The following is a 21,231-nucleotide window of genomic DNA, read 5'->3' as shown; positions in this document are numbered from 1 at the left end:
TCGCGTTGTGTATGCGCTCGAAGACCTGACGGCGTGGGTTGACCGAGGCGCCAAAACGTCCACCAGCGATCCTGGTGCAGGCACAGTCCTGCCCGCGAAACGGCACACACCGATTCCGTATGCGGGCAAGGAGCGGCGCTGAACTATGCCGGAGAGCAACTCAACTGCAGCTGGGAGGCGGCGGTCAGAGCGCGACCAACTCGATCTGTTTCGCGCGCTTCCTGGCGATCTCGCTCCACGGGACGCGCAAGACTTGATGGCGTATCCATTCTTTTCGCTGGCAAAGTCGAAGCGGATCGTTCCGATCGACTTCCGCGCAGGCACCATCACCATCCGTGTCGAAGCGGTGCCGGAACATGGCCTGGCGACGATCTGGGACGCGGACGTTTTGATCTGGGCTGCCTCGCAGATTGTCGAGGCGCGTGACGCCGGCTTGAAAACGTCCCGGCTGATGGCAGCGACCCCTTACGAGATCCTGACCTTCGTCGGCCGCGGCACCAGCGTACGCGACTACGACCGCCTCAAGGCTGCGCTCGACCGATTGCAATCAACCAGCGTCATGACCTCAATCCGGCAGCCGACAGAACGGCGGCGGCACCGCTTCTCCTGGATCAACGAATGGAAACACACAAGCGATGCGCACGGGCATGCCCGTGGGATTGAGCTGATCCTACCCGATTGGTTCTACACGGGCGTTCTAAACGAATCGCTCGTGCTGACCATTGACCGCGCGTATTTCGATCTGACCGGTGGACTGGAACGTTGGCTCTATCGCCTCGTCCGCAAGCACGGGGGTCATCAGCATGGCGGCTGGAGCTTCGGCCTCGTGCACTTGCATGCCAAGTCCGGGAGCCTCTCGCCGCTCAAGCACTTCGCCTACGACCTGCGCCAGATCGTGCATCATCAGACCTTGCCGGGCTATCGGCTGGCTATCACACACGACCTGAATGGCGAAGAACGATTGAATTTCGCACCCGTGCCGATCAGCCCGCCTACGCAGCGGCTGCGAAAGCGTGGCGTTATCAGCCCTGCGGGGGATAAGCTGTGAATTCGCTCGTGCTATTAGGGACCAGAACCCTCGTGCCATCGGGGACGCGATGCTCGTGCTATCGAGGACCGGAATCAGAGCTAAGGTTCTGCGGCGCCAAGACTTCCTGCTCCCGTAACTTTACTAACGTACTGACACTAACTTCTTGTTGTGAATCAGTGCGTTGTGAACAAGTCGGGCGTGCATGCAGCGAGGATGCCTCATGCGCCCACTCTGTCACGCGCAAAACCGTCCTGCAATGCGAATCTGTTTTCCAATATGCGCGCGCGAGCGCCGTCGCGCGCAAAATTACGCGATCGCCGGCATCGGCATCACCGCATCACGCTCGTCGCATTCCCTTGCGGCAGCTCGCTCCTCGAGGAGAACTCGCTAACGTCCGTGGTTGGCACGGCCGCCACCACATGCCGGAATCTGGAGAATGGACGGTCAGGCTAACCAGCGCCGTACTTGATGGCTTCAAAGGTGTCCATGAAGCCGCCGGCAAGAAAAGTTGCGATCTCACCCACATCCCCGTCTGCTCGGGAGACGCCGCTCCGCCATCGCGGAAGGACAAGGCGCGCGTGGAAGCTGACGGGTCGCGGAGGCCCTTAAGCCGCCGCAGCGACCCGGCCGCGCTTGCCGCCGGCGCCAAACCGGAAGGTCGCGCCATCGATCCAGATCTTGTGCGGCAGCACGGCGAGCGCGCGCGCCACCGCCACCGCCGTCGCCGCGCGCTTCAGACCCTTCTTCCTGGCCAGCCGCAGGCCCCACAGCCGCAGCTTGAAGTCCTTTGGGATCCGCGTGAGGATCACGATCGCCGCCTCGTCCAGCATCGCTCGCGTCAGCTCATCGCCGCATTTGGAGATGCTGCCGATCCGGCCGGTCTGGCCGGATTGATAGCGCCGCAGCGTCACCCGACATGGGCGCCGACATTGGTCGACTTCTTGAATCGCACCGGATTATCGATGGTGGCGCGGAACGTCAGCGCCACGAGCGCGCCGACACCGGGGACGGTCATCATCCGCAGCACCGCGCTGTTGCTGCGCGCCGCCACCAGCGCCAGGCGGTGCAGTTTGGCCAATTGCAGCCGCATCGCGCTTCGGGCGTCCAACAGCGGCGCGACGATCGCTTCCAGTTCTCTCTTTCCGGCAACGATCTCGCGCACCCGCGCGTCAAAACGGCCGACCGAGATCTCGCCGACTTTGAGGCCGAACGGAGGCAACAGGCCGCGGATCATGTTCTCCATGTCCAGCACCTTGCCGAGCGTCGCCTTGCGCCCAACCAGCAGCGCTCGCACCGTTTGCGCGCCTTCCTATTTGACGTCGACGCCACGGAACCGACCGGTCCGCACCATCTGCGCAATGCCTTTGGCGTCGTTGCGATCGGTCTTCTTCAGCATCGCGTTCGGCGCCGCCTTGGCGTGCTTGGTCTCAATGCAGATCACGGGAACGTCCTTTTCGCTCAAAGCCGTGAACAGCCAGGCAGAATAGGACAACGCCTCAAGCCCGCCGCGCTTCCGCTGGAGTGTCCACTCCGCGAGACACAGCTTAGTCGAGTCCGGATCGGCCTCGAGCGTCGCTTCCTGGACGACGTTGCCGTCGCCGTCCACCACGCAAACATTTGTAGCCTGCAGCGACACGTCGAGCCCTGCACAAAATTCCGTCGTTCGTCTCTACCATTCTCCGCCGGAACGCGCCGCCAGCTCCGTTCCCGGACAGTCGCGAAGCATCATCTCCGCAATCCCGCCGGCGAGAGGACACAAGTCACTACCTCGGCTAACCTGCAATGCTTCGGATTCCTTCTAACGGATTGGAGCCTCGCCGACGTAGTCCTTTGCAGCAGGACTGCTGCAAGCCATCGGCGACCACGATCCATCGAAGCATCATTGCAGCCGTCCTGCCGACGCCAAGGCTCTTCGTGCGGTGCCAGCGAAGCGCATCATTGGCACGCCAAAATCCATCTCAACAATATGGAGCAGTCAGGTGAGCGACCTCACAACTGTTGAGCTCTTGTGGCTCGAGAAGCGGATCGAAAATCGAATCCGGTTCGGTAAACCTGCATCAGAAAAGATCGTTGACCATCACCGGCGCATTCTCTCATTTTTGCCCGGCAGCATCTTCGCCTTCGTGCGCTGGACGTCCAACGACTTCGGAACCATCCTGTCTCGGATCGATATTTTGCGCGCAGTCGCGCCAGGGCAGCGATACTCAACCGTGCCTTGGGTCAGTCCCGGCGGCGAAAGCCTGCTGCGATTAGCTGGTTGGCCAAAGGTCGAGCGCGTTCTGCAGTTGATCGACGCCGTGGAGTCACTTGCCATCGATCCTGCCGATGTAGCCCCTGACTATTGGCATCATGCCCACAACCGTCTTTCCGTCAACGAAAAGCCACGAGCTTATACCCGTGCACGCCACCAGGCGTGGCTTCATCGGCGCAGGATGGCACTCTGATGGGACGGCTTGGGAACATTCTTGCGATGTGTGGGGCCACAATACTCGCGCTCTGGCCAATCAACAACTCCTCACCATTGTACATCTGGAATGCTTCGGACAGCGTTCCGATCGGCCTCTATCGCTTGCAAGAGGCCGGACGGTTGTACGTCACTGAGCTCGTGGCGGTTCGAGCGCCAGACCCGCTCGCGACTTTTCTAGACCTCAACGGCTATTTGCCGAGCGGTCTTCCAATGCTCAAGCGCGTGCTGGCGCTACCTGGCCAAAGCGTCTGCAGAACGGGCCTCACGATCATTGTCGACAGCATACAGATGGGTGAGGCAAGCGAGCGCGATCGCCGCGGCCGACCCTTGCCGGTCTGGCAGGGTTGCCGCGTCATTGCTGAGGGCGAAGTGTTTCTCATGAACTGGCAGTCCGCGGACTCGCTAGACGGCCGATATTTCGGCCCCCTGCCGAGATCGGCCGTCATTGGGCGAGCGCTCCCGGTGTGGACCAGAGAGAAGTGACAATGCCGGATCTCCCCTCTTGGCCTGTCATTTCTCCATGCGGCTGGTCGCAACATCGTTTCTCCGTCTCGGCCAGCTTCTCGAGAATCGGCGCGCATTGCCGCAGGATCGGGCGGCCTCGAGGCCGGCTGGGAGAAACGTTGTACTTGGCGGCTGTCCGCACAATGGGATGTGGGGCCGCTGCTTGCTCTTTGGGAATTCTGCTGACGTTCGGACCGCCCTCGACCGCTAGAGCGGAGCTCGCATCGCGCGCACCAGCTGCGCAATACACAACCCTGCTTCCTAGCCTTGCATACGCGGCCTTCGTGACCGAAGCCTCCCATCGGTTCGCGATCCCGGAGCGTTGGATCAATGCCGTGATGCAGGTCGAAAGTGGCGGTAATACGCACGCCATATCGCCCCAGGGAGCGCTCGGGCTGATGCAAATCATGCCCGCGACTTGGGTCGAACTGAGCGCCCGTCACGATCTTGGTATCGATCCGTTTGATCCGCACGACAACATTATGGCTGGGACAGCGTACCTTCGCGAGATGCTCGACCGGTTCGGATCGGGAGGGTTTCTTGCAGCCTACAATGCGGGACCGAAGCGGTACGAGGAGCATTTGACGAAAGGCCGATCCCTTCCAGATGAAACGCAGACCTATGTAGCCAGAATAACGCCATTGAGCGGTCTTGAGCAGCGCAAGAACGGTGGTTCGGCCGCCAGACGAGTCGTCCTGTGGCAGCAGGCGCCAGTTTTTGTTGATCGATGCGGCAGCTCATCCGTTTCCGACAGCTGTGCACCAGGAGTGCGCACAATGAATTCGTCGACGCCAGCGACTAAAGCGGTTGCCACTGCAATCGTACCTCGCGCGACGGGGCTGTTTGTGCATCGATCAGTCAAGGTGCAGTTGCCATGATAGCAATCGCAGTTCGTCGCATGGCCTCTAAGGTTCTCGCACCTTTGAGAATGGTCGGGAGGGAGCAGGGGGGAGCCGACCGGCGAGGGCAGGATAAAAGCCGCAAGGTGCGGCCGGTCGGTTGTGCGAGAAAGTGTATCGATTTCAATGATCAAGTAAACATTACGGGGACTCAGAGCAAGGTTCATCTTTCCCCAAGGCGCTGTTCTTACACGGCTTTCGGTACCTTGCGGCAGCCGGAATGACGCGTGACGATGATCTTCGGATCCGTCCCGGCCGTATCCGTTCCACGCGCGCGCCCCGGACAAAGCCCTTTTTGGCGCAGGCACTCACAGCCGCTCAGAAGGCCGGCGGCCTCTCGCGCGGCAAGCATGGCCATGGCCGTAAATTTGGACGCGGCCGCGCCGCGAGCATCGCTGCGGCGCGGCTTCTCAACGCCCGCGCCCGGGGCGCAATGGTCAAGGCGCGGGTGGTGCGGCGGACGCGTTCGCCGGGCGCGTTGCGCGCCCATATCGGTTACCTGCAGCGCGATGGGGTCACGCGCGACGGCGCTCCGGGCAAACTATTCGACGCTGCGGGGGACGATGCGGACGGTCGCGCCTTCGTCACGCGTTGCGAGGGTGACCGCCATCATTTTAGGTTCATCGTCTCGCCTGATGATGCTGGTGAACTTGACAGCCTGCGTAGCTTCACTCGGGAGCTGATGGACCAGGCCTCGCGCGACCTTGGCACACGGCTTGACTGGGTCGCGGTCGACCATTGGAATACCGAGCATCCGCACATTCACATCCTCGTGCGGGGCCGTACGGATGACGGTGCCGACCTCGTCATCAGTCGCGATTATATCGCTATGGGCCTACGCGCCCGCGCCAGCGACCTTGTCACGCGCGAACTTGGCCCTCGCTCGGAGCTCGAGATCCGCCAGAGCCTTGAGGCGGACATGACAGCCGAACGCTGGACCAGGCTCGACCGGGCGCTTGCCCGGGAAGCGGGGACGGCGGACGGCGTCATCGATTTGAGGTTAGAGCGGGATGCCGGGCGCGATCCATTGCGGGAAATTCGGATCGGGCGGATGAGGACGCTCGAGCGGCTCGGCTTGGCGGAACCTGCGGGGCCCGCGGTCTGGGTCCTGGCCGCCGATGCGGAGGCGAGGTTGCGCGCGCTTGGCGAGCGCGGTGAGATCATCAAGCGGCTGCACAAAAGCCTCACGCGGGACGGCGCCAGCCGCGCCCTCGCATCCTGGGCACTCGAGGGCGAAAGTCATGGCGAACCGATCGTCGGCCGACTCATCGCGCGCGGGCTTGATGACGAGCTCAATGGCACCGCCTTTGCCATTGTCGATGGGATTGACGGGCGCGTGCATCACGTGAAGCTTCCTGACCTCGAGGCGGCCGGTGATGGGCCGATCGGCGGGATTGTGGAACTGCGCCGGTTTGCGGACGCCCGTGGTCGGACACGGATTGCGCTCGCGGTTCGCTCGGAACTCGTTCTGGACCAGCAGGTCGCGGCGGACGGAGCCACGTGGCTAGACCGGCAGCTCGTCGCGCGAGATCCTGCCGAGCTCTCCCGCAATGCGTTTGGCGCCGAGGTTCGTGCGGCACTCGAACAGCGCATCGATGTGTTGGCCGACCAAGGGCTCGCCCAGCGCGATGGCAACAAGGTTCGGCTAAGCCGCAATCTGGTCGACACCCTCCGGGATCGCGAACTCGACGTCGTCACACGACGCCTCACGGAGGAAACGGGCCTTCCGCACTTGCCATCTGATGCAGGCGAGCAGATTTCGGGGGTTTATCGTCGGCGCCTGTCGTTGGCCTCGGGGCGCTTCGCGATGATCGACAACGGCCTCGGCTTTCAGCTTGTGCCCTGGTCGCCTTCGCTCGAGCGGGAATTGGGCAAACAGGTCAGCGGCATCGCCGGTCCAAGCAGCGTCAACTGGGACTTCGGGCGCAAGCGTGGCCTATCGCTCTGACCTGAGGTCCTGGCGCTGCACTGCGCCCGATTGCAGGGCGGGCGAGACTTGGTTGCCCCCGTGTGGACTGGTCAAGACGGAAAAATGGGAGAGGAGCGACAGTGAGCAGCGAATGGCAAATGGAGGATCTACCGTTCTGGACCTATCTCTTTATCGCCTCCGGGTTCCCTCGACCTTGGTGGCGCTCGATCATCGACTGGACGCACCTGTGTGGAAAAATGCGCCGTTCATCGTAAGCTTGCTGAGACTCGTCAGCCTCTCATCGGCCAAATCGGCTAGCCGGACCCTTCGAATCTACATGGCCATCCCGTGTCGCGGAAACGGCATGGGACTTTCGATCTTGAAGTGATCGGAAGGTGTCTGGCTGTGGCGTGATCGCAGTCCAGTACTTCCGTGCGTGCTGGTCCGGATGCCGATGGTCAGATGCTCTGCAGAAGAGTCCGCCGCTTCGCTCACCGCCTTCCCGTTCGCCAGAGTCAAGTTTGCTGTACACAGTTGTGGGGTGTCATGGAGCGGGCGAATAACGGTTTCAACCTGCTCGACTATGGAGGCATTCGCGCGAGGTTATCCGTGTACGCAGGCCGGCGAGCAATCGGAAGTCCGGCAAGCCAGCTTGAGGATAGGCGAACTGCAACCGATTCGCGCAATGAGGATTTGGCAAACGCTAGTCGCCTGTCCTTCCAGGGAGACCGCAAGAGCTGACGTGCAACATCCGAGCATCTGGCTGGCCAAAACAATAGGGCGGCAATAGCCGACCGGCTGGAGGAGGGACTCGCTCGATGCCGATGTGCGGGAGTATCTCGATGAAGGTCGGCCCAGCACTATCGTCTCGCCGGTGAATAAGCTCCTGCCGGGCTGCCCCCCCCCCCATGATTCTTGTACTCCGCGAGCCCCCGCCTCACGCCGATTCAATCCGCGAACGCCCGCCTCATCAATAGCCACGCCGCACGCTCTCTTGATCGGGCGCGGAGCTTAGGGGAGACGCGAGCTAGCGTTCCAGGCATCCATAACCCGGAGCCTCGCTTCGCGAAGGCCGGCCGGTTCGCCTCGAGCGACAGCGTGGTACGAGTTGATTTTCTCAACATCCAAGTGCCGATCACGCGAAGCTGGTTAAGACGGTTCTTTGAGAAGACCTGTTCTAGGCCGAGCGAACATTCTCGGCCCAAACGCCGCTTCCTGATCTCACCCTCCGATCCCTTCGCTAGGGCGCGCGCGACTACGAGAAACGTAAGCCTCTGATTGTAGCGAACAGGTCGATGGTGTCGATATCGGCAAGCCATGTCTGCGACAAAAATCATTTGGCATCAGGTGATCCTGGTTTGCCTGATCGCGTTCACCTTCATGTGGGCAGCAACCGAATGGACCGCTTATCAGCTTGCGTTCCAGCCGCAGCTTGGACCGGCCTGGTTCAGGTTAGGGACTTGGCCCATCTACCAGCCGTTTGCCTTCTTCATCTGGTGGTTCGAATTCGACGCTTACGCCCCCACGATATTCCTCCAGGGGGGTGCCATCGCCGGAAGTGGTGGGATCGCGGCAGTCGCCGCAGCGATGGTGCTTTCGGTCTTGCGCGCGCATGAGGCCCGCGATGTCACGACTTACGGATCAGCGCGTTGGGCCGATACGGGCGAGGTCAAACGGGCGGGGCTGCTAGGCGCCGATGGCCTCGTGCTCGGGCGTTTCGATGGTCGATATCTTCGCCATGATGGACCTGAGCACGTGCTCTGCTTTGCGCCTACCCGTTCGGGCAAGGGGGTCGGCCTGGTCGTTCCAACTCTGTTGACCTGGCCGCGCTCGGTGATCGTCCACGATATCAAGGGCGAGAATTTCCAGTTGACCTCGGGATGGCGCGCGCGCCTTGGAGATGTACTCTTGTTCGACCCGACAAACGCGGCTAGCGCCGCCTACAATCCCCTTCTTGAGATTCGCCGTGGTGATTGCGAAGTACGAGACGCCCAAAACGTGGCGGATATCCTCGTCGATCCCGAAGGGGCGCTCGAGCGCCGCAATCATTGGGAAAAAACCAGCCATTCTCTGCTCGTCGGCGCTATCCTGCATGTCCTCTACGCTGAAGCTGACAAGACACTTGCCGGCGTTGCCAGATTCCTTTCGGACCCGTGCCGCCCGATCGAGACCACGCTAAATGCCATGCTTGCGACGCCTCATCTTGGTGATCGCGTTCATCCCGTCGTCGCTTCAGCTGCGCGAGAGCTGCTTAACAAGAGCGAGAACGAGCGGTCGGGCGTACTGTCGACCACAATGAGCTTCTTGGGCCTTTATCGCGATCCGGTCGTCGCCAAGGTCACCGCGCGGAGCGATTGGCGCATTCGCGATCTCGTCGACAGGCCGCAGCCCGTTTCGCTTTATCTCGTCGTGCCGCCATCCGACATCGTCCGCACAAAACCCTTGATGCGGCTCATCCTCAATCAGATCGGGCGGCGCCTGACGGAGAGCCTGGATCCCGACCGGCGCCGCCAAAAGCTCCTCATGATGCTCGACGAGTTTGCAGCCCTTGGCCGGCTCGACTTCTTCGAGAGCCAGCTTGCCTTCATGGCTGGTTATGGCATTCGCAGTTTCCTGATTACTCAGAGCTTGAATCAATTAGAACGCGCCTATGGGCCGAACCACGCGATCCTCGACAATTGCCACATCCGGATCGCCTTCTCCACGAATGACGAACGCACCGCCAAGCGCGTCTCGGATGCGCTGGGGACCGCGACCGAACTGCGCGCCATGAAAAACTATGCCGGGCATCGCTTAAGCCCCTGGCTTGGACACTTGATGGTGAGTCGGCAAGAAACGTCCCGTCCGCTCCTGACGCCCGGCGAAGTCATGCAGCTCTCATCGAAAGAGGCGATTGTGATGGTTTCGGGCCTCCACCCTCTGCGCGCCACCAAGGTTCGTTATTATGAGGACCCGCAATTTCAGAAGCGAATCTTTAAGCCCGCTAACACAGGAACGATTCTCTTGTCCATGCGCCCGGATGAGGACTGGTCAGGGCACCCAAGCGCTGCACCCTCGATCGAATTGGTTGCGCCTCGGCAGCGAAAGCGTAGCGATCCGAATGGGGGGCTGCGGCGCGAGCCAGAATTGCCGCAGCACGAGGAGATCGAAATCAAGGCACCCCTTGCGGAACATGAGTTCGATGCTGGTCCCGATGAGCCCGACGCAGATGCGGTCCAGGCACAAGCCTTAAGCCGCGCAATGCAGGGAGTAGCGCGAGCGACCAGCCTCGACCCTGACGATGGCATGGACCTGTGAGCGGGCTAAATTGGTGAAAAAGATTCAGCTCAGCGTCTACCTTGATCCGCAGACATTCAGAACGCTTGACGTCTTCGCAGAGCGTCGTGGCCAGCCCAAGTCGCTGGTCGCAGAGGCCGCGATCGCGTCATTTCTCTCTCCTGACGATTCCGACCGACGCGAGGCGGTTGTTGCCAAGCGGCTGGATCGGATCGCGCGGCTGCTCGAACGTCTCGAACGCAATGACACCATCATGCTGGAGACGCTCGCCCTGTTCATCCGCTTCTGGTTGACGTCGGTGCCGGCGTTACCGGAACAGTCTAGTCCAGCCGCCCGAGCCAAAGGCGCCGAACGTTATGATCGGTTCATTGAAGCACTCGGCCGAAGGCTTTCCAGCGGATCAACCGTTCTGAAAGAGGTGAGCTTCGATTTGAACGCCGAAATTCCAGAGTAATTCGATCAACCGCCGGAGCGGGCGGACGATGCAGGACTACAAGGGAATTTGCGAGGGTGATCGCGCCGAGTACATTTCGGCCGCAAACAAGGATAGGGCTAAATCGAACGGAGCGAGCGCGTTAGATCAGGGTCGACGGCAGATATCTGAGGGGGCAGGCTGCATGACATCAATGCTGAAATCTGAAGCGAGTTGAGACGAGGTCCGGCCTCCATCCGAGCTGCCGCTCAATTGAGTAACGCCGCTTGCTTGAGCAAGCGCAAGCCTCTCCAGCCTTCGCAAGGTCTTCTTAATGGTTGCCCCTACCAGTTTTTGCGGATTGCACGGCAGGTCCTCTGTGTTAGCAATCCACATTGTCCGGCCTGACTTCGCGAACACAATGTCGAAAAATGCGACAACCTACACTACCCAAAGATCAGCGATCGGTGCGACGTGATCCATTTACGTCAGATAGCAATCAGGCGGTGCCTGAGACCGCCTGCAATAGGTTTCGGCCTTCAAAAGGGACGCGAACTAAATCGTCCCCTTTCGATGAAAGGGGCAACTGGGCCAAGAGAAGCACATTGGCTTGGAGCCGTTCAATGAGGCCCAATTCCCCCGGGTTGCGACGATGGCCAAGCATCCTCACACCAAGATCAATCTGATCAGCTCTCTCTCGCCTTGCGACCAGACGGCGTTACGCAAGCAGAGTTGCGCAAGGCCACGGGATGGAAGCTTGTCCCGATGCCTCTGATCGCCAAGCGGTGCAAGATGCAGCTGATTTCCCAACGTGAGAAGGGCAACGTCACTCGCAAGAATGGCAGGATCGCCAGCAAGAGCGGCCACTTCGCCACGTACCACATGATGGCGCATCATTCGACTACGGCAGTAGCCGACGCGACTACCCACACAGCGGGCAGAAAGCCTTATCCCTCAATGCATAAGCCAAGCGAAGGAAAAACGCGTCATGAGCCAAAGTCCTGCAGGGCGTTGCGCAGCTATCCAGACAGGGAGCTATTGCCGCTTTTCGCGCCGGCTATCCCGCTTCGAAGGAATGCGCGAAACGATCATAGCTCATTTCGATGCCAATGCCGAAATCGCGAAACTCGGCTCGCTCGCGGAAGCAACGCAGCAGAGCTTTGACGTCTTGAACGTCAATTTCCGCAGATCCTATTTCGACGTTCAGAAGGCATTGGGTCTGATGCACAACGGCAGCGCGATCGTTTTCACGTCTTCTTTGTCCGATCAGGCCGGAATCGCGGCCACATCGACCGTATCGGTAACGAAGGCTGTACGGCGCAACTTCACGCGAAGGCTTGGCGCCGAGCTGATCCGCGGAAGCGTCCGGGTAAACGCCGAGAGCTCGGGCGTCATCGAAGGCCCGCCGTTTAGGAGGCTCGGCATTTCCGAGGTCAGCGTGCAAGAACACGGAAAGGCCCTGCGGGAGCAGATATCCGCGAAACACTTCGGAAAGCCGCGGAAGATCGCGACGGGTGACTTTTCTCGCTTTCGACGACGCATCGTACATCACCGGCATCGACGTGGCTGTCGATGGCGGACGCAGCACGCAGCCCTGAGTCCAACAATCCCTGCCGGTGTGCTCGAACCAGCCCCTCCAGACGCCATCAAAGATTCACTACTGTCGCCGCACGGTGCTCCGGGAGGTGCGGGCGCGCCCTCAGTAAACAACCGCAGTTTCAGGGCGCAGCATCCAGGCCTATGCTGGCCAGATGGAGCAATCAGTACTTTTCAGGTGCCCGCGCACCGGCATACACGTGCAGCACCTGCTGACAGGACTTGAGCAGATCGGTCCCGACAGTCATCTGCCGGTTGTTGTCCGGCATGCTCGTCGGTCCATTTGGCGAATGCCTCCACCGGCAAGATGCTCGGCGACCGCAGTGCTTCCGAAGTGCGGTGAGGGCGGTCGACCCGTGACATCCGGCATGCTCACTCCGGTTTGGGTGCGCATCCTTTCCAGGTGTTGGTCGTGTATCGTCCCTGGAAAATCCAGCGCCTTGGAGCCCATGCGAGGGTCGATGCCTGCTGCCGCAGCAGACGTCGCAGCCGGCGCTCTTCGTCAAGCCTCGCCAGCATCTGAGACGGAGCTCACGGCTGGCACGGTGCGGGGAAGCGGCAGCGTGCGTTGAAGGTTGCGGCTGGCCGGCGACGGCTTGCCGAGCTTGGCATCGTATCTCTCGGCCAGCACCAGAAGCCGCTTTCGCGTGTATGGGTCGGCCTTATCGGCCAGATCGCGGGCTCGCTGTGCAAAGCCTGTAGAACTCGACATCCATGATGTGTCCCCACTCGACGCTACCAAGGTCACATTTAAGTACATAGACGGCTCCAACGTCAAGGCGGGCGAGCAGGGTGGGCCCGTCGCAGAATGTTCTGCGACGAGCCTGTAGCAGCCGATCTGGCGCAAGTAAGCTCGCCGTCGGCAGCGGCAATTCACATTGCAGTCCTGCATCAGATCCGGAAGGTGCCCGGAGTGCGGGGGACCGACGAATCTCCTGGCTGGCGGGAGCGGGCACAAGGAGCGCTACGTCTGCAGCCACACCGAGGGGGACCCGCTGCGCGATCCAGCCGTCCGCAAATGGGGCCGACAGTCCCCTGAAGCCTCCCGACAAGTGAGTGGTCGCGCCGGTGCCAGCAGATACATTTCGATGATCCTGAGGGGGCTCGCGCGCGGCGCGCGAACGGTTGTGCATACCGGAAATCGACAAGGCAGGTGTATTCCGTCGCGCGCGCATGAGCTGGTGCGCTTGGTATGAGGCGCATTGGGCGGAAAGGGATGATGCCGGCGCATCCGCGGCGGTCGTTCGCGACGTCGCGGCGCGAGCGCGCCGTCTAGGTCGCGCTGGACTTCTTTGTCCGATCGGTAGCTTTTTCGATTTCAAGCAAGGGTGCAGGTACCGTCCGCGAAATCGCTCGTCTGTCGGCGACCTGATTGGTCTAGAGGGACAACAGGCTAGCACGTGAGCTCTGGCGCTTGTCTTTAGGAGTCTGCCGTTTCTTTCTTTCGGTACGCCAGACTGCGACCAGGATGTTCCCGCGGTTGAAGCGGCATGCGGTCTCGGCCCTTTTGTCGTGCGATATCGCAGGGCGATTCATCGCTTTGACCGAACATCCAGAGCACGCGCGTGCAAGCTCGGGCGGTGTGCAGTCGCAGAGAGAAGGAAGCTGGAGTATGCAGATGAGCGGTGAGCGCCGGAAAGAACCGAGCTCAAGTCGGAATGAAGCTGAGGTGGACGCGCAGCCGAGCCCAAGCGAAGCTCAGCGGACCAGAAAGATCACGATTCAAGTTTCGGAGAGCATTTTCCAGCGACTTGAAGCCGCGACTGACCGCCCAGGGATGGGCAAGAGCGTCGTCGTAGAGGCGGCTCTTGAGCGCTTCCTGGATCCGGCGCCGTCTATAGAGGGTCTTGTTTACGAGGCTATCGAGCGAACGAATGAGCAGGTGCTCAGTCTGCGTACGGACATCGCGATGATCGCGGAAATAGTGGCCCTCCATGCGCGATACCACCTCACGCTGACGCCGCCGATGCCGCCATCAAAGCAGGACGAGGCGTGCGTACTCGGGCTTGAGCGCTTCAAGGCCTTTGCCGAGCAGGTCGACCGTCGGGTACGGCTTGGCCGGCCCTTGCTGCAGGAGACAATTGATCGCGTTGCAAATTCGAGCCGATCCGGGTCTGAAATGGGCGGCGGGGCGTCAGGCGCGCTTGCACGGGCGCCAGTTGAACAAGAAGCCCACCGTGTGGCGGACGTAGGTAAAAAATCGGAAGTGTGTGCTGTCGCCGAGGAGGGCGGCAGCAATGTCAACTTTCGACAGTTGCCAAACGCCTTTTGCTAAAGATAGCCGCGCTCGGAGAAGCACGCGTAGCGATGCCACTGAGCAGATATCACGCGAAAAGCCGGTCAACCGGCCTTGGAGCTGGCGGATCATCTCTTGCGTGTTCCTTCCCTTTGCCGCGGGATATTATCTTTCGTACCTGTTTCGGATGATCAATACGCTCATTTGTGGCCGCCTCGCCTCTGAATTGGAGCTTGGTACGGCCGATTTGGGTCTGTTGACCTCGATCTACTTTCTGATCGTTACCGGCAGCCAGATCCCGCTAGGCATGCTCTTGGATCGCTTCGGTCCGCGCCGGGTCCAAAGTGCGCTCTTGCTGCTGGCCGCCGCAGGCGCTGCGCTTTTCGGATTATCGAGCGGATTCCTGTCGCTTTTGCTTGGTCGCACGATGATAGCGTTTGGCACCGCAGCTTCCCTCATGTCTGGCCTGAAAACAATTGTCCTCTGGTTTCCGAGAGAGCGCGTGGCGCTCGTCAACGGCTATATGATCATGCTGGGTGCACTGGGCGCGGTGACGGCAACCGCACCAGCGGAGGCATTGCTTAACTGGATAGGCTGGCGCGGTCTATTTGAGGTGCTTGCCGTATCCAGTGCCACCACAGCCGCTGCGATCTATTTTTTAGTTCCAGAGCAAGACGCAGCTACGAAGAGCCCTCCAGGGATAGTCAGTCTGAAGACCGTCTATACGGATGGGCGGTTCTGGAGAATTGCGCCGATTTCTTCAACATGTATCGGATCCGCATGGGCCCTGCAGTCCTTGTGGGCAGCGTCTTGGCTGAGCGATGTGGAAGGGTTGGATCGAACAAGCCTTGTCACACAATTGTTCGTCATGGCGGTAGCCCTAAGCATTGGCGCATTGCTGCTCGGTGGGGTCGCCGATTCGCTGCGCCGGCATGGCAAGAACATTGAAACGTTGCTCGCGATCATAGCTGCTGTGTTCATTGCAGCCGAACTCGCGCTGATCTTGCATCCACCTTTCCTGTCGCTACCGTCATGGATCATTGTGGCGGTGGTCGGATCAGCAATCGCCCTCAGCTACGCGATCATCGGAGATTACTTTCCGGCCGAATTGATCGCCCGCGCAAACGGCGTGCTCAACGTTCTGCATTTCGGGTGGGCTTTCCTGGTCCAGTACGGGACGGGGTTAATTCTCGAGCAATGGCCGGCAAAGGACGGACACTACCCCTCAATCGCGTATCAGACGGCGTTCAGTATCAATGTGCTGCTGCAGCTGGCCGCCCTGGTCTGGTTCATCGCCCCTTGGCTCAAAGAGTTGAATTGGAAAACTCAGATCGCCCTCAGGCGCAAGTCGACGGACCAAAGCAGGTCAGTTCAGGTCGTGATCCCGAGCGCCGAAATGGTCATTTTGGAAGCCGATGAAGATGTGGAGTGGTGAACTCGGCCTTGCGGAGCCTGACTTCCCGCCTCGTCGGTCTACAGGCGCGTCAAGAACGTCCGGCCGACTGATTGCCTGAGAAGCTCCAAACAGCTGGTCGGATATGCGACATGCGTCGCAAGGTCGACAGGAATGATACTAAAAATGCGCAATATCAATGAGCGCTGGCTGGCACGCGACTTGCTATTTTTCTCCGCAGAGCCAGGAAAAGCGAATTAGAGCCATGACCAGTGTGACTGAGAGCGCAAGCCAAGTCGGTGCGGCGAACGTGCTGAGCGTCGGTTCGCGGGCCCCCTCGATCAAAGTTGAGGACTGGCTACGTGGCCAGCCCGTTACAAAGTTCGAGCCTGGGAAAGTATACATCGTCGAATTTTTGGCGACGTGGTGCGGAACATGTATCGCCTCGATGCCAAATTTGGTGATCCTGCAAGACAAATACAGGAACAATGGAGTTGAGGTGGTGGGCATCGCGGCTCACGAACAAGCTTCGACAGCAGATGAAGCGCGAGCCAGCTTGGACGCTTGGTTGACAAAGAGCGTGCCAAATCTGAACTACGCGATCGCATTCGACTACGCCGGTGAAATGAACAAGCTTTGGATGGATCCCAGCTTTTCTGTCGGGATTCCCACGTCATTCGTGGTCGACCGTGACGGCCGCTTCGCCTTTATCGGCCATTCGACGCAACTCGATAACGCGTTGCCCAAAATTATGAAAGGCTCCTAGGCAGTGAGCGATGAAGCCAAAGCGCTGGATACGGCGAGGATAAACACGGGTCGACGCAGAAAGCGCGAACTATCGCAGAAGCAAGCGCCGGTGGAGCCGATCTTTGCCAGACTTGAACCCGCCATGAAGAGGAAGGATTGGGCGGCAGCCCTTTCAGCGGTTGAGGAGGCACTCGCTGCGATGCCGGATGAGGTCACCTTCCGTGGGCTTCATGCGGAATTGTTGCTTCACAAGATACGCGACATGGGGGCCGGCCTGCCGGTATTGCACCAATCGGTTCGCGACGCGATCGAAAAGAAATCGGTGGTTTGGATGAGCGTGGCCATCCGCCAACTGTTCGACGCCGCGAAAGACTACTCCGGTTTCCCACATGCCGAGCGCTTTGCCATGGGTAAGGACCTCTCCGAACACATCCTGGCGGCGAATCCGCCCCAAGGCAGCGATGGCGCGAAGTTCCTGTCGTACGGGGCGGTCGCTCAGTACTATTACGAGACCGCTAGAAGGGATCGCGCGATCGAATTGGTCGAGGTGGCGCTGACGTGGCTGGATGCAGCGCCTGCCTCGGATGTAGCGAAACGGGATGTCGTGCAGTGCCCTCTGCAGGCTTTGGCGAGCTACAGGAGTGAGAAGCTTTGTTACGAGGAGTGTTGTTCTGCCGCGCAAAACACGGCTCCCGAGAAACCGGAACCGAGATCGCCGAGGGAGGCAGCGTGAGCAATGCTGCTTGCCATCTTCTCGGCCGTGGTTTTGGGATCGAAGTCGATGCCTATTGGGAATGTCGGGGCATTCATATGAAGTGAGGACAGGAGGAGCGAGCCGGTAAACGCAGGCGAGGCCGCACCACCACAAGTTCTTTATGGCGAATGTTTTCTCAAGGTTCGTCGCGCTCCGGCGCGATAGCGGCGAGAGTGCCTGCCGAAGTGAAGAGTGGTCGCCGGCTGCTAAGGTTGGCGTCCTCGAAGATGCTGGATGGCATCTTCGAACAACCAAAAAAGATAGAAATGGGTGGTGACGCTGATGCTTTCCAGCTCTCAAGGAAGCTTTCTTAAGTTTCTATCGCTGCTCTCAGAAGCGATTCAGAACTTCGCTTCGCGTCGACCACAAGCCGATTCGGGAGAGGCGCCAATCCGCCGCAATGGACGGGGGCATCTGGAGCGGTCAGATTCCCCTGCGCCCCGCACCGAAGGAACACTGAGCGAAGCCGTACCTTCATTGTCATCCCTCTTTGATACCACGGCGCTGGGTCGAGCATGATGTACATTCACCGCCAGCGCCGCTCTGCCAAAGCCGCCGCCCTGTTCCAGCCATCTGGCCCCTGGTACAAAGTTCTTTACATCCAGGTACTCATCGCGATCCTGATTGGCATTCTCGTTGGCTGGTTGTGGCCTGGCGTGGGGACGAGCAGCTGGGTCAAAGCGCTTGGTGACGGTTTCATCAAGCTGATCAAAATGGTGATCGCGCCGATCATCTTCTGCACTGTTGTGTCCGGAATTGCGCATGTTCAGGATGCACGAAAGGTCGGCCGAGTGGGGGTCAAGGCGCTGCTTTACTTCGAGATCGTATCAACCTTCGCGCTCGTCCTGGGTCTCGTGATGGGCAATCTCGTTCAGGCCGGTCATGGGCTCGCTCCCAGGGCTGATGCCGCGGCGGTAGCCAACTACGTCAAAAGGGCGGAAGGGCAGAAGGCGGTCGATTTCCTCCTCAATATCATTCCTGATAGCGTGGTTGGCGCCCTGGCGCGAGGCGACGTGCTACAGGTGCTGCTGTTTGCCATCCTATTCGGGTTCTCGCTGATGGCGCTTGGCGAGCGGGGTGAGCGGATGCGCGGTCTGGTTGACGATGCTGCGCAGGCGGTGTTTGGTGTCATTAGGATCGTGATGAAGGCCGCGCCGATCGGAGCGTTCGGCGCGATGGCCTACACCATCGGCGAATTCGGCCCCTCCGCGCTCGGTAAACTCATCGGATTGGTTGCGCTGTTCTATGTGACAGCCGGGCTCTTCGTGCTCATTGTGCTTGGCCTGATCGCGCGCTTGGTCGGCTTTTCTATCCTAAAGTTCATCGTCTACATTAAGGATGAGCTGCTGATCGTGCTCGGAACGTCGTCCTCCGAAAGCGCGCTGCCGCAGTTGATGGAAAAACTCGAACGGCTGGGCTGTTCCAAGCCGGTCGTGGGCCTAGTGGTGCCGACCGGATACTCTTTCAATTTGGATGGGACCAACATTTACATGACGTTGGCGACCTTGTTCATCGCGCAGGCGCTCGGGGTCGATCTCAACTTCGGCCAGCAGCTCACGATACTGGTTGTGGCAATGCTCACCTCGAAGGGCGCAAGCGGTGTTACCGGTGCTGGCTTCGTCACCCTGGCCGCAACGTTGACGGTCGTCAGTCCTGAGCTTGTCCCGGGCATTGCGATCGTATTCTCGATCGACAAGTTTATGAGCGAGGTGCGCGCGCTTACGAACATTATCGGGAACGGTATTGCCGCGGTATTTGTGTCCTGGTGGGAAGGCGAACTCGACCATGTCTCGCTACACGCGCAGCTCAAGTAGATGAGCGAGCTCAGCTCGGCCCTGCGACGGCCAATACCGTCGCCAACAGAATGCCGCGGGCCAGCAAAAGTCGCGGTTCAATCCTGTTCGGGAGCGCCAGCTAAAGGCGTTGAGATTTCCAGAACTTGCTGCAATTGCGGACTAGAAATCGCTCTTTTGAACTCCTGCATTTTGCGTTGGCAATTTTCGTGCAGTAGTCGGCCGGCCTGATTTGGAAGAAATGGTCCTGCAGGGGGTGCGACACTCGGGGTGGTGTACCAGACCAGCCTTTCGGATTGGTGTTTGCGGCAGCCCGCCGGCTGGTGTGGTTCATTATCCCCGGGTTGAGCTTTCCTAAAAATGCGGGATCTCAATCGCGCCCACGTGGGCGAACGACAGTGGTTCAGGAGAAGCAACGGAGCCTGAGCAAACATCGCTACCGCGAGAGGCGTAGAAATAGTCAACGCCGGATCATTGGTCATTGCTGATTTCTCGCCTCGCCGTCGGCGCGTCAAGCCAGCTCTTTTCAAATGCTTCTTCTTCTACGCTAGGCTACGAACGGCATATCCCCTTTGTTGCGGTAATACAGGACCTAGCTTTTATTTGCCTCCAGATGAGGCGCCGAAGCGGCCTCAGCAGCTTGGGGCAAATCGTGGCGATCCATTCTTTTGATTCAGAAGCGAACTTGCGCGGAGCGCGTATGCTGCGTACCGCGCTAGGGCCTGCGATCGCAGGATATTTGGAAGATCCGGCAATCGTCGAGGTGATGCTCAATCCCGATGGCCGATTGTGGATCGACCGACTGTCGAGCGGCCTTACGGATACTGGCGAGAATATATCCCCCTCTGATGGAGAGCGAATTATTCGCGTGGTGGCTCACTACGTGGGTGCCGAGGTTCATCCGGGGAGCCCAAGGATCTCTGCCGAGCTGCCTGAGACGGGGGAGCGGTTCGAGGGGCTGCTGCCGCCGGTCGTTGCCGCGCCAACATTCGCGATCAGAAAACCGGCGGTTGCCGTGTTCAGCCTCGAGGATTACGTCGCGGTCGGCATCATGACGCCGGATCAGGCCGGTGCATTGAGGGATGCAGTTCGCGCGCGCAAGAACATTCTGGTCGCCGGCGGCACCTCGACCGGCAAGACGACACTGACCAATGCCCTTCTCGCCGAGGTCGCTAAAACGACTGACCGCGTTGTTCTCATCGAAGATACGCGTGAGCTTCAGTGCTTGGCGTCAAACCTCGTGGCGCTCCGCACGAAGGACGGCTTGATCTCGCTCTCCGACCTGGTCCGTTCGTCGCTCCGTCTGCGCCCTGATCGAATTCCCATTGGTGAGGTGCGCGGAGCCGAAGCGCTCGATTTGCTCAAGGCTTGGGGCACAGGACATCCGGGCGGAATCGGCACGATCCATGCCGGAACGGCGATCGGGGCGCTACGCCGGCTCGAGCAACTGGTCCAGGAAGCTGTCGTCACAGTCCCGCGGCCGCTTATCGCCGAAACAATCAACGTGATCGCGGTGCTCAGCGGCCGCGGCGCCGAACGCCGCTTGAGCGAGCTCGCCCGCGTCACCGGCTTAGGAGCATCAGGTGATTACATCCTATCTGCAATTGGAGACCGGTCATGACGATGCCTTCCTCTCTCCGCCGCGCCAGCATTCCGGCCACGGCCATTGTGACCCTTTGGCTGAGCAGTGTCCCGGCTTGGGCCGCTGGCTCAAACATGCCGTGGGAGCAGCCGCTCAATCAGATTTTGCAATCGGTCGAGGGTCCCGTCGCCAAGATTATCGCCGTCATCATTATCATCGTGACCGGGCTATCGCTCGCATTTGGCGACACGTCTGGTGGCTTTCGTCGCCTGGTTCAGATCGTGTTCGGTCTGTCTATCGCCTTTGCCGCATCAAGCTTCTTTTTGTCTTTCTTCTCGTTCGGCGGCGGCGTGGTGATCTGATGGAGGAGCCTGTCGCAGGGTTTATAGCGCCCGTGCACCGTGCGCTCACCGAGCCGATCCTGATGGGTGGTGCGCCGCGCGCCGTGGCGATCGCCAACGGCACCTTAGCGGCTGCACTCGGTCTTGGGCTGCGCCTGTGGGTTGCCGGCCTTCTTTTCTGGTTCGTGGGCCACATGGCCGCCGTCTGGGCCGCAAAACGCGATCCCGATTTCGTGGAAGTCGTGCGCCGGCACGTCCGCATTCCAAGCCACCTCAGCTCCTAGAGTTGCAT

The 21,231-nt window shown here is 60.1% G+C and carries 19 protein-coding genes and 2 pseudogenes; 17 read left to right on the top strand and 4 right to left on the bottom strand.

Annotation, left to right across the window (positions count from 1 at the left end; translation table 11 throughout):
* Window positions 1-142 (top strand): annotated as a pseudogene (locus FXB38_RS44255) (DNA-binding protein); the annotation flags it as partial.
* Between the two features lie 3 nt (window positions 143-145).
* On the top strand, window positions 146-1,048 hold the full coding sequence (locus FXB38_RS39015) for a replication initiator protein A (RefSeq protein WP_148756219.1): 903 nt from the start codon (window positions 146-148) through the stop codon (window positions 1,046-1,048).
* 587 nt (window positions 1,049-1,635) lie between these two features.
* On the opposite strand, the gene FXB38_RS39010 is transcribed toward FXB38_RS39015, so the two are convergent.
* Genes FXB38_RS39010 through FXB38_RS39000 form a run of 3 tightly spaced genes read right to left on the bottom strand, consistent with a single transcriptional unit; the run spans window position 1,636 to window position 2,666 of the window.
* On the bottom strand, window positions 1,636-1,941 hold the full coding sequence (locus FXB38_RS39010) for a hypothetical protein (RefSeq protein WP_187435454.1): 306 nt from the start codon (window positions 1,939-1,941) through the stop codon (window positions 1,636-1,638).
* On the bottom strand, window positions 1,938-2,282 hold the full coding sequence (locus tag FXB38_RS39005; protein ID WP_148756217.1) for a transposase: 345 nt from the start codon (window positions 2,280-2,282) through the stop codon (window positions 1,938-1,940). The genes FXB38_RS39010 and FXB38_RS39005 overlap by 4 nt, the downstream gene beginning before the upstream one ends.
* A 57-nt stretch (window positions 2,283-2,339) precedes the next feature.
* Window positions 2,340-2,666: an IS110 family transposase gene (locus FXB38_RS39000; protein WP_148756216.1), complete on the bottom strand. Its 327-nt coding sequence runs from the start codon at window positions 2,664-2,666 to the stop codon at window positions 2,340-2,342.
* A gap of 343 nt (window positions 2,667-3,009) precedes the next feature.
* Between FXB38_RS39000 and FXB38_RS38995 the strand changes: the two genes are divergently transcribed.
* The 7 genes and pseudogenes from FXB38_RS38995 to FXB38_RS45210 form a co-directional block, all read left to right on the top strand.
* Complete coding sequence (locus FXB38_RS38995; protein WP_148756215.1) at window positions 3,010-3,474, top strand: DUF2840 domain-containing protein; 465 nt, start codon at window positions 3,010-3,012, stop codon at window positions 3,472-3,474.
* Between the two features lie 26 nt (window positions 3,475-3,500).
* Window positions 3,501-3,980, top strand: a complete 480-nt coding sequence (locus FXB38_RS38990) for a S26 family signal peptidase (RefSeq protein ID WP_246230483.1) — start codon at window positions 3,501-3,503, stop codon at window positions 3,978-3,980.
* 305 nt (window positions 3,981-4,285) lie between these two features.
* Window positions 4,286-4,879 (top strand): lytic transglycosylase domain-containing protein, encoded by a 594-nt coding sequence (locus FXB38_RS38985; protein ID WP_246230479.1) that lies wholly within the window; start codon window positions 4,286-4,288, stop codon window positions 4,877-4,879.
* A gap of 241 nt (window positions 4,880-5,120) precedes the next feature.
* Window positions 5,121-6,848 carry a relaxase/mobilization nuclease domain-containing protein gene (locus FXB38_RS38980; RefSeq protein ID WP_148756212.1) on the top strand — a complete coding sequence of 576 codons (1,728 nt, stop codon included), beginning with the start codon at window positions 5,121-5,123 and terminating at the stop codon, window positions 6,846-6,848.
* A 1,278-nt stretch (window positions 6,849-8,126) separates the two neighbouring features.
* On the top strand, window positions 8,127-10,106 hold the full coding sequence (locus FXB38_RS38975) for a conjugal transfer protein TraG (RefSeq protein WP_148756211.1): 1,980 nt from the start codon (window positions 8,127-8,129) through the stop codon (window positions 10,104-10,106).
* 13 nt (window positions 10,107-10,119) lie between these two features.
* Window positions 10,120-10,539 (top strand): CopG family transcriptional regulator, encoded by a 420-nt coding sequence (locus FXB38_RS38970; RefSeq protein WP_148756210.1) that lies wholly within the window; start codon window positions 10,120-10,122, stop codon window positions 10,537-10,539.
* Window positions 10,540-11,485: 946 nt separating this feature from the next.
* A pseudogene (locus FXB38_RS45210) lies at window positions 11,486-11,947 on the top strand (SDR family oxidoreductase); the annotation flags it as partial.
* A gap of 648 nt (window positions 11,948-12,595) precedes the next feature.
* Here FXB38_RS45210 and FXB38_RS38960 read toward each other — a convergent pair.
* Window positions 12,596-12,805, bottom strand: coding sequence for a hypothetical protein (locus FXB38_RS38960; RefSeq protein ID WP_148756208.1), 210 nt, complete (start codon window positions 12,803-12,805; stop codon window positions 12,596-12,598).
* 906 nt (window positions 12,806-13,711) lie between these two features.
* On the opposite strand from FXB38_RS38960, the gene FXB38_RS38955 reads away from it, so the two are divergent.
* The 8 genes from FXB38_RS38955 (at window position 13,712) to FXB38_RS38925 (ending at window position 21,223) form a co-directional block, all read left to right on the top strand.
* On the top strand, window positions 13,712-14,368 hold the full coding sequence (locus tag FXB38_RS38955) for a hypothetical protein (RefSeq protein ID WP_246230475.1): 657 nt from the start codon (window positions 13,712-13,714) through the stop codon (window positions 14,366-14,368).
* The gene (locus tag FXB38_RS38950; RefSeq protein WP_148756207.1) at window positions 14,331-15,764 is read left to right on the top strand and encodes an MFS transporter; all 1,434 of its coding nucleotides are present in this window, start codon (window positions 14,331-14,333) and stop codon (window positions 15,762-15,764) included. The genes FXB38_RS38955 and FXB38_RS38950 overlap by 38 nt, the downstream gene beginning before the upstream one ends.
* A 223-nt stretch (window positions 15,765-15,987) precedes the next feature.
* Window positions 15,988-16,488, top strand: coding sequence for a TlpA family protein disulfide reductase (locus FXB38_RS44985; RefSeq protein ID WP_347340266.1), 501 nt, complete (start codon window positions 15,988-15,990; stop codon window positions 16,486-16,488).
* A 3-nt stretch (window positions 16,489-16,491) separates the two neighbouring features.
* The gene (locus FXB38_RS44980; RefSeq protein WP_347340265.1) at window positions 16,492-17,202 is read left to right on the top strand and encodes a hypothetical protein; all 711 of its coding nucleotides are present in this window, start codon (window positions 16,492-16,494) and stop codon (window positions 17,200-17,202) included.
* A gap of 539 nt (window positions 17,203-17,741) precedes the next feature.
* Window positions 17,742-19,037, top strand: a complete 1,296-nt coding sequence (dctA, locus tag FXB38_RS38940) for a C4-dicarboxylate transporter DctA (protein ID WP_187435456.1) — start codon at window positions 17,742-17,744, stop codon at window positions 19,035-19,037.
* A gap of 679 nt (window positions 19,038-19,716) precedes the next feature.
* A complete protein-coding gene (gene trbB, locus FXB38_RS38935) occupies window positions 19,717-20,637 on the top strand; it encodes a P-type conjugative transfer ATPase TrbB (RefSeq protein WP_187435455.1) in 921 nt (306 codons plus the stop codon).
* A complete protein-coding gene (locus FXB38_RS38930; protein WP_430640214.1) occupies window positions 20,634-20,960 on the top strand; it encodes a TrbC/VirB2 family type IV secretion system protein in 327 nt (108 codons plus the stop codon). Before trbB ends, FXB38_RS38930 begins: the two co-directional genes overlap by 4 nt.
* Window positions 20,960-21,223, top strand: a complete 264-nt coding sequence (locus FXB38_RS38925; RefSeq protein WP_148756206.1) for a VirB3 family type IV secretion system protein — start codon at window positions 20,960-20,962, stop codon at window positions 21,221-21,223. Before FXB38_RS38930 ends, FXB38_RS38925 begins: the two co-directional genes overlap by 1 nt.
* Window positions 21,224-21,231 lie beyond the last annotated feature (8 nt).

The sequence above is a fragment of the Bradyrhizobium cytisi genome (genome assembly GCF_008123515.1).
GTDB lineage: Bacteria > Pseudomonadota > Alphaproteobacteria > Rhizobiales > Xanthobacteraceae > Bradyrhizobium > Bradyrhizobium cytisi.
This window is presented reverse-complemented; position numbering and strand designations above follow the sequence as displayed.

Bases quoted from the DNA above. Each gene is read 5' to 3' on its own strand.
- FXB38_RS38960 (WP_148756208.1), bottom strand. From the start codon at position 12,805: ATGTCGAGTTCTACAGGCTTTGCACAGCGAGCCCGCGATCTGGCCGAT.
- FXB38_RS38980 (WP_148756212.1), top strand. From the start codon at position 5,121: ATGACGCGTGACGATGATCTTCGGATCCGTCCCGGCCGTATCCGTTCC.
- FXB38_RS44985 (WP_347340266.1), top strand. From the start codon at position 15,988: ATGACCAGTGTGACTGAGAGCGCAAGCCAAGTCGGTGCGGCGAACGTG.
- trbB (WP_187435455.1), top strand. From the start codon at position 19,717: ATGCTGCGTACCGCGCTAGGGCCTGCGATCGCAGGATATTTGGAAGAT.
- FXB38_RS38930 (WP_430640214.1), top strand. From the start codon at position 20,634: ATGACGATGCCTTCCTCTCTCCGCCGCGCCAGCATTCCGGCCACGGCC.
- FXB38_RS39015 (WP_148756219.1), top strand. From the start codon at position 146: ATGCCGGAGAGCAACTCAACTGCAGCTGGGAGGCGGCGGTCAGAGCGC.
- FXB38_RS38955 (WP_246230475.1), top strand. From the start codon at position 13,712: ATGAGCGGTGAGCGCCGGAAAGAACCGAGCTCAAGTCGGAATGAAGCT.
- FXB38_RS38925 (WP_148756206.1), top strand. From the start codon at position 20,960: ATGGAGGAGCCTGTCGCAGGGTTTATAGCGCCCGTGCACCGTGCGCTC.
- FXB38_RS38950 (WP_148756207.1), top strand. From the start codon at position 14,331: ATGTCAACTTTCGACAGTTGCCAAACGCCTTTTGCTAAAGATAGCCGC.
- FXB38_RS38990 (WP_246230483.1), top strand. From the start codon at position 3,501: ATGTGTGGGGCCACAATACTCGCGCTCTGGCCAATCAACAACTCCTCA.
- FXB38_RS38975 (WP_148756211.1), top strand. From the start codon at position 8,127: ATGTCTGCGACAAAAATCATTTGGCATCAGGTGATCCTGGTTTGCCTG.
- dctA (WP_187435456.1), top strand. From the start codon at position 17,742: ATGTACATTCACCGCCAGCGCCGCTCTGCCAAAGCCGCCGCCCTGTTC.